The organism is Leptospira abararensis (assembly GCF_016918735.1).
Taxonomy (GTDB): Bacteria; Spirochaetota; Leptospiria; order Leptospirales; family Leptospiraceae; genus Leptospira_A; species Leptospira_A abararensis.
Genome location: NZ_JAFFPR010000027.1, coordinates 95,338 through 107,947, shown reverse-complemented (window position 1 = coordinate 107,947; position 12,610 = coordinate 95,338). Strand labels below are relative to the sequence as shown.

Annotated in this window: 16 protein-coding genes; 6 read left to right on the top strand and 10 right to left on the bottom strand. The window is 41.1% G+C overall.

Features of this window, described 5'->3' with window-relative positions; all coding sequences use genetic code 11:
• Position 1 precedes the first annotated feature (1 nt).
• From JWG40_RS08790 to JWG40_RS08765, 6 genes are read left to right on the top strand one after another with little or no spacing between them, the layout of a single operon-like run.
• Positions 2-772 carry an ABC transporter permease gene (locus JWG40_RS08790; protein ID WP_205285433.1) on the top strand — a complete coding sequence of 257 codons (771 nt, stop codon included), beginning with the start codon at positions 2-4 and terminating at the stop codon, positions 770-772.
• Positions 756-1,037 carry a BolA family protein gene (locus JWG40_RS08785; protein ID WP_205285432.1) on the top strand — a complete coding sequence of 94 codons (282 nt, stop codon included), beginning with the start codon at positions 756-758 and terminating at the stop codon, positions 1,035-1,037. Before JWG40_RS08790 ends, JWG40_RS08785 begins: the two co-directional genes overlap by 17 nt.
• A gap of 15 nt (positions 1,038-1,052) precedes the next feature.
• Positions 1,053-1,724: a glutathione S-transferase family protein gene (locus JWG40_RS08780; RefSeq protein ID WP_205285431.1), complete on the top strand. Its 672-nt coding sequence runs from the start codon at positions 1,053-1,055 to the stop codon at positions 1,722-1,724.
• A 1-nt stretch (position 1,725) separates the two neighbouring features.
• The gene (locus tag JWG40_RS08775; RefSeq protein ID WP_205285430.1) at positions 1,726-1,950 is read left to right on the top strand and encodes a BolA/IbaG family iron-sulfur metabolism protein; all 225 of its coding nucleotides are present in this window, start codon (positions 1,726-1,728) and stop codon (positions 1,948-1,950) included.
• A gap of 2 nt (positions 1,951-1,952) precedes the next feature.
• Entirely contained in the window at positions 1,953-2,261 is a 309-nt protein-coding gene (grxD, locus tag JWG40_RS08770) for a Grx4 family monothiol glutaredoxin (RefSeq protein WP_002982746.1), read from the top strand.
• Positions 2,262-2,266: 5 nt separating this feature from the next.
• Entirely contained in the window at positions 2,267-2,509 is a 243-nt protein-coding gene (locus JWG40_RS08765; RefSeq protein ID WP_205285429.1) for a glutathione S-transferase N-terminal domain-containing protein, read from the top strand.
• A gap of 123 nt (positions 2,510-2,632) precedes the next feature.
• Here the strand turns inward: JWG40_RS08765 and gshAB are convergent, their stop codons facing one another.
• The 10 genes from gshAB to JWG40_RS08715 all read right to left on the bottom strand — a co-directional run bounded on the left by gshAB (position 2,633) and on the right by JWG40_RS08715 (position 12,518).
• A complete protein-coding gene (gshAB, locus tag JWG40_RS08760; RefSeq protein WP_205285428.1) occupies positions 2,633-3,640 on the bottom strand; it encodes a bifunctional glutamate--cysteine ligase GshA/glutathione synthetase GshB in 1,008 nt (335 codons plus the stop codon).
• Between the two features lie 4 nt (positions 3,641-3,644).
• Entirely contained in the window at positions 3,645-5,237 is a 1,593-nt protein-coding gene (gshA, locus tag JWG40_RS08755; RefSeq protein ID WP_205285427.1) for a glutamate--cysteine ligase, read from the bottom strand.
• 3 nt (positions 5,238-5,240) lie between these two features.
• Positions 5,241-6,995, bottom strand: coding sequence for a gamma-glutamyltransferase (ggt, locus tag JWG40_RS08750; RefSeq protein WP_408611508.1), 1,755 nt, complete (start codon positions 6,993-6,995; stop codon positions 5,241-5,243).
• A gap of 2 nt (positions 6,996-6,997) precedes the next feature.
• On the bottom strand, positions 6,998-7,321 hold the full coding sequence (locus JWG40_RS08745) for a metal-sulfur cluster assembly factor (protein WP_205285425.1): 324 nt from the start codon (positions 7,319-7,321) through the stop codon (positions 6,998-7,000).
• Entirely contained in the window at positions 7,318-7,740 is a 423-nt protein-coding gene (locus JWG40_RS08740) for an iron-sulfur cluster assembly scaffold protein (RefSeq protein WP_205285424.1), read from the bottom strand. The genes JWG40_RS08745 and JWG40_RS08740 overlap by 4 nt, the downstream gene beginning before the upstream one ends.
• Positions 7,724-8,968 (bottom strand): cysteine desulfurase, encoded by a 1,245-nt coding sequence (locus JWG40_RS08735; RefSeq protein ID WP_205285423.1) that lies wholly within the window; start codon positions 8,966-8,968, stop codon positions 7,724-7,726. The genes JWG40_RS08740 and JWG40_RS08735 overlap by 17 nt, the downstream gene beginning before the upstream one ends.
• On the bottom strand, positions 8,965-9,279 hold the full coding sequence (locus tag JWG40_RS08730; RefSeq protein WP_205285422.1) for a Rieske (2Fe-2S) protein: 315 nt from the start codon (positions 9,277-9,279) through the stop codon (positions 8,965-8,967). Before JWG40_RS08730 ends, JWG40_RS08735 begins: the two co-directional genes overlap by 4 nt.
• Positions 9,279-10,436, bottom strand: a complete 1,158-nt coding sequence (locus JWG40_RS08725; RefSeq protein WP_205285421.1) for a SufD family Fe-S cluster assembly protein — start codon at positions 10,434-10,436, stop codon at positions 9,279-9,281. Before JWG40_RS08725 ends, JWG40_RS08730 begins: the two co-directional genes overlap by 1 nt.
• Positions 10,433-11,185 carry a Fe-S cluster assembly ATPase SufC gene (gene sufC / locus JWG40_RS08720; protein WP_205285420.1) on the bottom strand — a complete coding sequence of 251 codons (753 nt, stop codon included), beginning with the start codon at positions 11,183-11,185 and terminating at the stop codon, positions 10,433-10,435. Before sufC ends, JWG40_RS08725 begins: the two co-directional genes overlap by 4 nt.
• Before the next feature lie 94 nt (positions 11,186-11,279).
• Entirely contained in the window at positions 11,280-12,518 is a 1,239-nt protein-coding gene (locus JWG40_RS08715; protein ID WP_205285419.1) for an EAL domain-containing protein, read from the bottom strand.
• Positions 12,519-12,610 lie beyond the last annotated feature (92 nt).

The following is a 12,610-nucleotide window of genomic DNA, read 5'->3' as shown; positions in this document are numbered from 1 at the left end:
TATGTGGAAACGTAATTTTACTGCCTTACAAACTATAGTTAAAAGGGAATGGATCCGCATCATCCGCATTTGGGTCCAAACTCTGATCCCACCAGTCATCACGATGGCTTTGTATTTTTTAATCTTTGGTGAACTTGTGGGACGCCAAATTGGAAAAGTGGGAGAATTTACTTATATTGAGTTCATTGTTCCGGGCCTCATTATGATGAGTGTCATCACCAATTCTTATAACAATGTGGTATCTTCCTTTTTCTCCAGTAAGTTCCAAAGAAATATAGAGGAGTTACTCGTATCTCCTACCTCTCCCTATACCATTGTTATTGGTTATACGTTTGGTGGTGTAGTTCGTGGACTTTTTGTGGGAATCCTTGTCACTCTCACTTCTCTATTTTTTACCAATCTTAGGTTCCACAACCCTGTGGTGATTGTCTTTACAGTCATCATGACATCGATTCTCTTTTCACTCGGTGGATTTTTTAATGCTCTCTTTGCTAAAAAATTTGATGATGTCACCATCATCCCCACCTTTATCCTCACTCCTTTAACTTACCTCGGTGGTGTCTTTTATTCCGTAAAAAACCTACCTAATTTTTGGCAAACGGTCTCTTATTGTAATCCCATCCTTTACATGGTAAACTTGTTTCGTTATGGTTTTATTGGAGTGAGCGATGTGAACTTATATTTCTCTTTTGGATTTATCATACTCCTTTCGGCTCTTCTCTTTTATATCAATGTGAGGTTAATGAAAATTGGTTATGGAATCAGAAACTAAAGAATCAAGACAAACTCGGATGGAAACCATTCTAAGGAATCAATTTGCTCCGAAGCTACTTACCCTTACCGATGTCTCCCTAGAACACGCAGGCCATCCGGGAATGACAAAAGGTTCCAAGGAAACCCACTTCCGTTTGCAAATGGTTTCCTCAAAGTTTGTAGGTAAGTCCACTGTGGAAAACCACCGAGCAGTCTACGCAGAACTTGCGCCGGAATTCAAAAAAGGCCTCCATGCTTTGGAAATGGACCTTTCTGCCCCATAACACCGTCTAATTATTATGACCAAACCTTTACTTGTCAGTTTTAAACTTTGTCCTTATGTCCAACGGTCCGTAATCAATCTTCTAGAAAAGAAAGTAGATTACGATATCAAATACATTGACCTCGCAAAAAAGCCGGATTGGTTTTTGAAAATTTCTCCTTTTGGAAGAGTTCCCGTCTTACAGATAGGAGACGATGTGATTTTCGAATCGGCTGTCATCAATGAATACCTAGATGAAACAAACGAACCGGCACTCCACCCGAAAGACCCCATCCAAAAAGCCAAACATCGTTCCTGGACAGAGTTTGCCAGTTCCCTCCTTGCTGACCAATACGGTTGGACCATGACCAAAGAAAAATCAGACTCTGATAAAAAGAGAGAAGAGATCTTATCCAAATTTAAAATTTTAGAAGCAGGCCTTCCATCACCTACCGGATCGACACTCTTCTTTGCAGGTTCCCAAATGCATTTAGTGGATACTGCCTTTGCCCCTTTCTTTATGCGTATGCAATTTTTGGCAGACCATAACCCAGAATTCTATTTGCTCGGAGATTTTCCAAAGATCCAAAAATGGAGTGAAACTCTACTTTCACTCCCCTCGGTAAAGAATTCTGTTTTACCGGAAGTGCCAGTAGAATATCTTGAATTTATCAAAGCCCATCATTCCTGGATGGGAGGAATACTATAGGATGACAATCCCTGAAATCCAAAAGAAAATTGAAGATGGCCTCCCCGGCTGCAAAGTGGAAATTTTAGATCCGTACCGAGATGGCGTGCATATCAAAGCGGTGGTAACCTATCCTGGTTTCGCAGGCAAAGGTCTTATCGAACAACATCGTATGGTCTATGCCACTTTAAAAGATGAATTAAAAGAAGAAATCCATGCATTGGCATTGGAAACTAGGAGCGAATAACCATGGAACAAGAGTTAAAGGATAAAATTGAATCCTTAATCAAATCAGAAAACGTATTTCTGTTTATGAAAGGAACGCCGGAGATGCCGCAGTGTGGGTTCTCCGCAGGTGTTGTGACCACTCTCAAACAACTAGGAATTCCTTTCGGTTCGTTTAATGTTCTCTCTGATATGAAAATCAGAGAAGGAATCAAAGAATTTACCAACTGGCCCACCATTCCTCAACTTTATATTAAAGGTGAATTTGTGGGTGGCCATGACATCACGATCCAAATGGCCCAGTCCGGTGAGCTAACCAAAAAAGCGGGTTAATTTCTATGATTCGCCTCTACCAGTATGACACCTGCCCCTACTGCCAACGAGTGATTCGCACGATGGAATCCCTCGGCCTTGTTTTGGGTAAGGATGTTGAATTTGTAGAGGCTTCTTATGGGACTTCTGGTCTAGCCGAAGTGGTGCGGCTTGGAGGTCAATCCCAAGTCCCCTTCCTTGTGGATGGGACTGTGCAGATGTATGAATCTGCCGACATCATTGCTTATCTAAGATCCAAATATAGTTAAATTTATAACTAGATTCTACTACAGGACTTTGCCGACTAACGGACCCTAGATTCAAGTTCTCTTTAAAATCTTTCCATCTAAAAAACATACAGACTTAAAAACGATAAGTCTGTATGTAAGCCATCAATTAAACCCAAGTAAATCCAAAATTTTATCACCCACAAACCTTGGTTTGCCGGAATAAGGAAATTCATGGATGTACAATACTGGATTGAAGTTGATTTCTAAAATGGCATACGTTTTTGGATCTGGTTTCGACTCGATCTTAGAGGAGATGATATCGATCCCACAAATCACAGCACCCGCAGCCTTCGCCGCAGCAATCGCAATGGATTTAAATTCTGGATGTACCAACTCGGTTACATCGAGTGAATCCCCACCAGTAGAGATATTGGAGTTCTTTCGAAGGAAAATTTGTTTTCCAGGCTCTGGGATCGAATCAAAATCCAATCCTTGGTCTTTGAGGATGGTTAGTTCCACCTCAGACATCTGGATCTTTTCCAGAGCTGTTTTATGACCTTCTCCGCGCCTCGGGTCTTCGTTTTTTTTTGCAATCAACTGCCTGATGGAACTTTTGCCGTCACCCACCACATTGGCGGGCACCCGATTACAAACGGCAACCACCGCTTCACCTAATACCAAAAACCGATACTCCGGCCCTTCGATAAATTCTTCAATGATGATGGAACTAGAAAGCCCCAAGGCAATTTGAACAAAGTTTGTAAACTTCTCAAGGGAGTCTCCTGGATTAGAAATTCCAATTCCAAGTCCAAAGTTTGTGGTTACTGGTTTGATTACCTTTTTTTTGTCTAAAAAAAATTCATAATCTTTTAAAGTGTCTTCTAAAGAAGAATAATTTCTACCCACGGGAACACGAATTCCAGCCTCGTCTAACACTAATTTGGAGGCAATTTTATTCTCCATTACGAGATAAGTCATAAGACTATCTAGCCTGGTTTTACTTGCCTCTTTGACAAATTCGATATGATTGCCTTGTTTTAGGCGAATGAAGTTTTCCTTTCTATCCACCATTTCGATCTGTATTCCCCGAGCCAACGCATCCCGAATGATGATTTGCGTAGAGATTTCTAAATCTTCATAACCTAAAGGTAAAGATTTTGTATCCAACACTTACTCAAACCCCACTACAAAGTTTTAAGGGTTTGATTTGGATGGGTTTTTGATTTTTCTTTAAATGACTTCCTTCCAAGGTTTCGATCTTTTGTTGTTCATAAATCGATTGGACACTTAGATCTTCGAAGTATTTAATTTTGTTTGGTGGGAGTGGATACTGCTGTAATTCTTCTTTATGGGCTTTAGCAAGAGTAAGACCGAACTCACGATAACTCGATTTATGAATTTCTAAATCCAACTCAGACATTTCGGATCCTAAATGGCTTGGATCATCCCATTTCTCCCATTGGGTCTCCCAAGCTTTACTAAAAGGGCCACTCGCATCGTTTGCGTCCAAAAGATCCGCTATGGGTTGGATTTCCACAAAAAGTTGGTAGACCAACTCGCGAAGAGGCATTTCTTCCCCTAAAAATTGAATTTTTGTATCTTCCTTTCTTCCAAACCAAGTAGTGACCTCTTGGTTTTTTCTCCAATCGGCCATTTCCGCCAAATCAGACTTAGGTGACTCATTCAACATACAATAAAGTAAAACCATATGCAAAAAATAAAGACGGTTTTCTTCCACACCAATGGCGGAAAAAGGATCCAAATCCAAAAGTCGGATTTCTAAATACTCCACACCTCTTTCCACAAGAGCATCCACCACCCTTTCCTCGCCTTTCGGCACTTGTTTAGGGCGAACAAGCGAGTAGTATTCGTTCTCCAATTGTAAGATATGATCATTCAACTGGTTTGTGGCTTTCCCATTAAACTGTTTGTAAGCTGTATAAGACTTAGAGACCACGTTACACATTCCATTAGCATATTCTTCCAAGGAATTGACAGAAATTGGATATTTACCTTGCACTTTACTCGTATAACCTATACTCGACAAACGAAGTGTTGTCGCATAAGGTGCTTTCAGAGTTTTGGAATCAAGTTTTTTGATATGTTTAGTTTCTTCTGTAAAAGTAATGTCTGTTAAACTAGAAGATCCGAATAAATACAAAAGAGCAGGAGAAATTCTATAGAAATTTCGAATGGTGTCAAAATAGATTTGAGATTTCGTTTCGTGAGTTAATGGTTTTTTGAATCTTTTTTCCGAGACGATGGACAAAAGACATGTATCAAAAGAGATATTGTAATGAACACCTGAGATGGTTTGCATCTTCTTTCCATAACGATACCCAAGGCCATTGCGATAGATGGTCTTTTTTCTTCCCTCTGTGGAGGTTCCGTAATTTCCCACTTCAATTTTATTCTCAGAAGGTAAAATCGGTGGCATACTAAAAGGCCATAAATATTCCGAATCTAAGTTGTGTGCTGTAAATGCATGTAACTCGGTGAGTTCTTTTAAGGCATCCGGGATGGATTTGTGGATATTGGTAGCATATTCAATTTGAGCTTCGGCAAAGTCCGTTTTAATCAATGGATGGGTGAGACTTGATCCCAAGGCTTTGGGATGGGGTTTTGAAGAAATTTGCGACTTCCCATCTACCCTCACACTTTCTCTTTCTAACCCATGTTTGGCGCTGAGTAAACAGGCCCTATATTCTTCTGATAATAAACTATTTGTGGAATTCTTTTTTTTTGATGTTAATAACTTTGATTTCATGGTTTAAAAACCTAAAGGGACTCCTTCCCCTTTGGGATCAGACACACCGATTAGGCGGTCTCCCTCTCTCGTCACGGCAAATACTTTAGCACGATGCCTACTATATTGGACTTGATAAAAGGGTAATTCTGACTGAGGATAACTGTCTTTTATTTCAGGATCCAAAAAAATCCGATCAGGCATAAATTGGTGGTGGATTCTCGGATAGGATATACTTTCATAAAGATCTCTCTTTTGGATCAAATACCGGTAGAGAGTATTAAAGATGGAAGTGGGAATCTGGGAACCACCGGGGGCACCGATCACCATCTTTGTTTTTCCTGAAGCGTCAAGAAGTATGCTCGGACTCATACTAGAAAGGGGAGTTTTGCCAGGTTCAATCGCATTGGCCTTCGAACCCACTAAACCATATAGGTTTGGCACTCCTGGGGCAACGGCAAAGTCGTCCATGGTATTGTTGAGTACAAGACCCGTTCCGGGAACCATATGACCTGATCCAAAAATCCCATTCACTGACTGGGTAGTCGAAACAGCATTTCCTTCTCGATCAAGAATGGAGATATGAGTGGTATTGTAAGATTCTGTTTTTTTTACTTCCTCTTTGGGTGTTGGCCAACTTCCAGAAACCACTTTCCTTTCGATCTCAATGGTTTCTTCTTTGGCATAAGCTTGTGACAAAAGTTTAGAAACGGGAATGTTTGTGTATAAAGGATCTCCTCCAAGCTCTGCCCGGTCCCGGTATGCGACTCGCATAGCTTCCGTAATACGAATCATTTCACCCACATCCCCTTTCGGAAATGTATTCCGATTTTGCATTTCCGAATACAAATGCATCATTGTCACAAGATGGACCCCGGAACTCGGAGGAGGCATGGTAAGAATGGTATGACCCCAAACAGAACTTACCAAAGGTTCACTTACCTTCACTTGGTAATTTTTAAAATCATCTGGAGTGATAAATTCCTGAAATTCGGAATAGAACTTAGAAACCAACTGAATCGTTTCCCCATCAGAAAATTCTTTTTCCGCATTTTCTATGATACGTTCCAAGGTTTTAGCAAGATCCTCTTGAATCAGAAGTTCTCCTTCTCGGATGGCCCGGTTATCAATTCCGAATACTTTTTGCATGGCAGGATTCATCTGTGGCCAAGTTTTTACAATCGCGGCCGCTAAATCCCCATAAACAGAAAAACCATTTCTCGCATAACGAATCGAAGGTGAAAGGATGTCACCGAGCGGTAATTTTCCATGTTGTTTTTGGATTTGTAAAATCCCTTGGACTGTTCCCGGAACACCAGCACTATAAGGCCCTTTTAGAGTTTTCTCCAAAATGACAGTGCCGTCTTCTTTTAGATAAAAAGAGGCTACTCCTTTTTTGGGAGAACGTTCCCTAAAGTCGTAAGCCCACTTTCCCTTCGCTGGCAAAAACACGACTGCAAAGCCACCACCAAAAAGTCCTGTGGAATGGGGACGAAGGACAGAGATCGCAAAACTGGCAGCGGCAAATACATCCACCACATTTCCTCCTTGTTTCCAAACCTCCATCCCCGCTTGAGATGCCAGTGGATGGTCAGAGGATATGATGATTTCTTTTCCAGTAAATTCATACCTGTCCCGTTTCTCAGAAGCACCTTCGATTTGAGGTACAGTTAAGTTTGCTTGTGGTTTAGATGGAAACGAGTCTTGAAGGAAGGGGAGCGACTCACAACCGTTAAAGAATAAAAGAAGAACCAACCAATAGTTAGTTCGGATGATCAAATTCAATCGAAGATCCCCATTTGCATTTTGGCTTCTTCACTGGCCATGGCCCGAGGTTCCCATTTGGGATTCCAAACTACTTGAACCACAACTTCACTGATCCCATCTACACGAAGGGCATGGTTTTCAATGTCTTGTTTCATTTGTGGACCTGCCGGACAAGCAAGAGAAGTATAGGTCATGGTGATCTCCGCTTTCTCCCCTTCCACTTTGATATCATAAATCAAACCCAGCTCAATGAGAGAAATTCCAATCTCTGGATCTTCCACCATACGAACACTATGGAATACTTCCCATTCTTTCTCTGTTTCAGGATCACGTATCATATCATTTCCTCACTCAATTTTACTAGGGTTAGCCAGGGCAAAAGCCCACAACGATAACGACCAGGATGTGTTCTTAGGGTTTTAAAAAAGGATATCTCTTCTGGATCTTCAAACAAGCGAGAATCCACCCCATCTAAAAAATTTTTTCTCTCTTGCAAGTAAGACGGAAGAGCCTTCCACTGCAGCAGTGATTTATTTTTAAAGAGAAGTCCTGCTGCTGCAGAACAAATAGAACAAGACTCACCACCGAGTCCTAAAATCTGAATGGAATGGTCTTTTTCCAATTGGTAGTAGATAAAAATTTCATCCCCGCAAAGTGGGTTCAGTCCCTTAACCACTCTATGGTCTCCCTTTGGTTTTTCCCAAACGGCAAAGGACTTCCAACGCAGGAAATCTTCTAAGTTACTTTCTTGCGACACGACCGAATATTGATTTTACTTTATCAATCGAATGAACCAAGGCATCGATATCTTCTTTGGTATTATAAAGATAGAAGGAGGCACGACAAGTTCCCGGAATGGACAATTGTTTCATCAGTGGTTGGCAACAGTGGTGACCCACTCGAATCGCCACACCTTCTTCATCTAAGATGGAACCTACATCGTGAGGATGGATTCCGTCCATAGTAAAGGATACAACACCTCCCCTTTTGTCTAAATCCTCAGTTCCATAAATCTGAAGTCCACCAATCCGGTTCAACCTTTCCAATGCATATTCGGTTAACATCCGTTCGTGTTCTTTGATATTTTTCATTCCTACTTTTTGCAAATAATCCAAAGCATGACTAAATCCTATGACTCCTGCAATATTGGGAGTGCCGGCTTCGAGTTTGGCTGGGAGAGCCGCATAAGTAGAACTTTCTAGTTCCACAGATTCAATCATGTCCCCACCACCAAGCCAAGGAGGCATTGCTTCTAAAATTTCTTCTTTTCCAAAAAGAACTCCGACCCCTGTGGGTCCAAGCATCTTATGCGCAGAAAATGCATAAAAATCTACATCCATATCCACCAAATGGATGGGCATATGACAAGCAGCTTGTGCCCCATCGACTAAAATTTTGGCTCCGACTTGGCGAACACGTTCTATAATCTTTGTTAGGTCATGGATAGTTCCCGTCACATTCGACATCTGGCTTAAGGCCACAAGTTTTGTTCGTTTGGTGATGATTTGATTTAAGTTCGATAAGTCGTAAGTGGTGTCTTCTTGAATCGGAATGAATTTTAAAAAGGCTTTTTTCTCTAAGGCCAACATCTGCCAAGGTACTAAATTGGAGTGGTGTTCCTGAACCGATAAAACAATCTCATCCCCTTCCCCAATATTGGTTCTCCCCCAGGCTTGTGCCACAAGGTTTATGGAATCTGTTGTACCACGCGTAAATATAATCGCCTTAGCACATTGCGCCTGGAAAAAATGGGAAGTTTTGATCCTGGTTCTTTCAAAAAGTTCAGTGGCATGTTGGGAGAGATAATACACCCCTCTGTGGATATTGGCATTATCATTAGTATAATAGTCGTTCGTGGCATCAATCACCGATTGTGGTTTTTGGGAAGATGCCCCATTGTCTAAATACACAAGCGGTTTTCCGCTCGGTAAAATCCGAGAAAGGATTGGGAAGTCTTTTCTGATTTGGTAAGGATCTAAACTCATACCGCCTCCAAATCCACTTCCAAATCATCACCCACCACACGAACGGGAAAGACCACGAGAGGTTCTGTTGCCGGAAGGGCCAAAACTTCTCCACTACGAACATCAAATTTTGCGAAATGTCTCGGGCAAGTGATGACACAACCTTCCAATTTTCCACAAGAGATTTCTTCCCCGTCATGCGTACAAGAATCTTCAAAGGCGTAATACTTTCCTTCCACTTGTGTCACGACCACATTGAAATGGCGGGTTTTGACAACAACCAAACTGCCTTCGCCCACTTCTAAAACAGAGATCAACTTTTTAAAGGCCACTATTTGCCTCCTACTAGAATCTCTCTGATTTGAGATTCCAAAGACAGTTTCACTTCTTCAGAAAAACCAATCGAGTGGATGGTCTCTCCGTAAAAAGCAGTCACAAGTAAAGACTTGGACTCTGCAGGTGTTAGACCTCGGGAAAGAAGATAAAAATACTGTTCTTCATCAATGTCCCCCACTGTGGCTCCGTGAGTACAAGACACATCTTCGGCAAGCACTTCTAATTTGGGATTTGCTTCTGCTCTTGCTTTTTTATTTAAAGAAAGGTTAAAAGACTCTTGGTGGGCTATAACCTTTTTCAAGTTTGGTGGTATGATTAAATTCCCAGTAAAAATATGATGGGATTTATCGGTGACAATCGCTTTATAGCTGATTTTACTTGTGGTATGGTCAGCATGGTGGTACATCTCCATCTCTAGATCTTTTAGGTTCCTTCCCCCGAGAGCAGAAACCCCATCCACAATCACTTCTGCACCTTTCCCAAGTAAGTGGCTATGTAAAAACAATTTCGAACGAAATCCACCTATAGGAAAATGGTGAAATTTTACTTGGGACTCAGATCGAGAAAGAATGGCTACACTACGAAACCTATATAAATCGAAATCACTGGACTCTCTATCCAAAATTTCTAAAAAAGAAGCCTCTTCTGTAATATAAAAATCCAAAGAGGAAGACATATGGAGGGCATCTGTTTCGTGAATGTGTTCCAATCGATTTTGGATTTTTGCAGTTTTACCCGACTTTAAATAGAAGATACGAACAGAAAATTTAGGAGCATCTCCCATTTCCTGAAATAGAAAATCACTTTCCCCTTCCTCTACAAGAATGAGTTCATAACTTTCTGCGGCCATCAAACTCAAATAAGCAAAATAATCCTTAGGAATGTATTTTAAAATATCAGAAAGAATCCCATCGACTATCTCTTCAGGTAACGAAGGTTCGTCTGAAACTTCGTCGTTAGTATTTATAGAAATTTCTTTGGGATCAAATTGTAATTCCTTCCAATCCACGGAAGCCAAGGGAAATTTTCTCCAAGACTCATGAGAGTCTGTAGGAATTTCTAACTTTTTCCAAATTTCTAAGATGGATTTACGAAATTCTTTTGTTCGTTCTTTCGAGAGAACCAATCGATTTCTCGTGAGTGAGGAATTCATTTGACTCCTTCTCTCTCCAAAATCCAGTCGTAACCCACTTCTTCTAATTTTAAGGAGAGGTCTTTGCCACCAGTCTCTAAAATTCTACCATCAGCAAATACGTGTACAAAATCAGGAACAATATAATTCAACATACGTTGGTAATGAGTGATGAGTAAAATAGAACGTTCCGGATTTCTGTTGGAATTAATTCCTTCCGAAACAATTCGTAAAGCATCAATGTCGAGTCCAGAATCGGTTTCATCCAAAATGGATAATACCGGTTTTAACAAACTCATCTGTAAAATTTCTGCACGTTTTTTTTCCCCACCGGAAAACCCATCGTTCACATAACGACCGATAAACGACTGAGGCACTTCAAGAAGATCCATGGATTGTTTTAGTTCTTGTTTGAATTCTTTGACGGGAACGTCCTTTCCCCTATGGGCTTTCAGAATGGACTTTAAAAAATTTCCAATGGTAACTCCTGGAAGAGCCGTTGGGTATTGGAAGGATAAAAAGATTCCGAGCCTTGCCCTTTCATCCGTCGATTTATTTAAAATGGATTCTCCCCGAAAGAGAATGTCACCTGAAGTAATCGTGTATTTCGGATGGCCGAGAATGACGTTGGAAAGAGTACTCTTTCCGGATCCATTGGGTCCCATAATGGCATGAACTTCGCCGGGGCCGATGGTGAGATTTACCCCTCGGAGGATCGTTTTGTCCCCTACATTAGCGTGTAGAGATTTGATTTCGAGAATAGCGGACAAGGTGGTATCCTGTTTTGTATATATTTAGAATGATTCTATATTTTAGACGAATCCCTTCTACCAGGAAAAAGCACCACTCAAAAAAAACAAGATTCTATTCCGACCAACCTACCTGGGCAATCAGGATCTTTCCATCCATTAGAGAGAAGGTAAAAATCACATATTGGTTTTGGTTCGAAATATCATAGAGTGGATAGGTCACACCCCATTTTTTTCGAAACCGTTCCGATTCCTCTTTATGTTTGAGAAAGTAAGGTTTCCACGCGTAATTGTTTCCAATTTGGCGGGAACGTTCCAAATACCCGCCATTCATACGATCCAAATCGTAAGTGGGAGTGATTTGGTAACCTTCCTGATCACAAACAAAGACCTTTAGGATTTCTCTTGGCAAAGACCCAAGGATTTGTCCAAACCGGTAAGAAAAATCATCTTCTTTGGTATCCGATAGCTCGTAGAAAAGATCTTGGAGTTGGTCAATGATCCTCTGTTCCCGCATTCCCTTTTCCCGAAGTTCCCTAGAACGAACGCTAGAAAAGTTTTCTAAAACTGTTTTCATTTTATCGGAGAAAGTATTGCGGTTCAGAAAATGTGGGTTCGGGGTCGAAAAGTAGTACCCTTGCAAAAGATTGGCTCCCATAGATAGGGCTAGGTTCACCTCTTCTTCGGTTTCAATTCCTTCAAAGAGAAGTTGGCTTCCGAGTTTCTGAGACATTTCCGAAATCGCACCAAGGACTTGTTTGAAAGAATTTTTATTCAAACTTTCTCTCATAATGCGAATGTCGACCTTCATGATATCGGGGTGTAAATAACCAATCCTTTCCAAATTGGAAAATCCAGTTCCCAAATCATCGATGGCAATTTTGAGCCCATAGTCCCGAAAGATCTGCACAATTTGGATGAGGCGGTCAATCGAACCATCAAATTCATCCTCTGTGATTTCGATGACCACTTGGTTGCGATCAATTCCGTACTTTTCGATGAGTTGGATGATATGGAAGTTTTCTGCAAATAAATCCGTATGATGGACCCGAGACAGGAAGTTCGGCATCATATTGAAAAAGAGTTTGGTGCGTAGGGAACTTTCTTTTAAGGTCTGCACTGCCTTTTCTCTAAGAATCCGATCGATATTGTAGACCGGAACCGGATCCTGGTCCCGATTGTGGAAAAGCTCACCTAAAGAATGGTAGGAGTTTTTCTCAGGATTGAACTGCCGGCCGAGAACCTCGTAAGCAGAAATGGAGCGATTGATCGCATTGACGATGGGTTGGAAATGAGGGACAAAGTATGTCTCGTTCCAAAACTGGTTTCCTTCCGTTGATTCCGTTGTGAACATGGTTCCCTTTCGTCCAGGTTAGAACTAAGTTCAAAACTGACAAGTCAAAATCCCTAGATCTGAGACAATCCCGAGGAATTTTGACCCAAATT

What these genes read in the sequence shown, in the direction of transcription:
- JWG40_RS08790 (WP_205285433.1), top strand. Translation starts at nt 2, where the DNA reads ATGTGGAAACGTAATTTTACTGCCTTACAAACTATAGTTAAAAGGGAA.
- JWG40_RS08785 (WP_205285432.1), top strand. Translation starts at nt 756, where the DNA reads ATGGAATCAGAAACTAAAGAATCAAGACAAACTCGGATGGAAACCATT.
- JWG40_RS08780 (WP_205285431.1), top strand. Translation starts at nt 1,053, where the DNA reads ATGACCAAACCTTTACTTGTCAGTTTTAAACTTTGTCCTTATGTCCAA.
- JWG40_RS08775 (WP_205285430.1), top strand. Translation starts at nt 1,726, where the DNA reads ATGACAATCCCTGAAATCCAAAAGAAAATTGAAGATGGCCTCCCCGGC.
- grxD (WP_002982746.1), top strand. Translation starts at nt 1,953, where the DNA reads ATGGAACAAGAGTTAAAGGATAAAATTGAATCCTTAATCAAATCAGAA.
- JWG40_RS08765 (WP_205285429.1), top strand. Translation starts at nt 2,267, where the DNA reads ATGATTCGCCTCTACCAGTATGACACCTGCCCCTACTGCCAACGAGTG.
- gshA (WP_205285427.1), bottom strand. Translation starts at nt 5,237, where the DNA reads ATGAAATCAAAGTTATTAACATCAAAAAAAAAGAATTCCACAAATAGT.
- JWG40_RS08745 (WP_205285425.1), bottom strand. Translation starts at nt 7,321, where the DNA reads ATGATACGTGATCCTGAAACAGAGAAAGAATGGGAAGTATTCCATAGT.
- JWG40_RS08735 (WP_205285423.1), bottom strand. Translation starts at nt 8,968, where the DNA reads ATGAGTTTAGATCCTTACCAAATCAGAAAAGACTTCCCAATCCTTTCT.
- JWG40_RS08725 (WP_205285421.1), bottom strand. Translation starts at nt 10,436, where the DNA reads ATGAATTCCTCACTCACGAGAAATCGATTGGTTCTCTCGAAAGAACGA.
- JWG40_RS08715 (WP_205285419.1), bottom strand. Translation starts at nt 12,518, where the DNA reads ATGTTCACAACGGAATCAACGGAAGGAAACCAGTTTTGGAACGAGACA.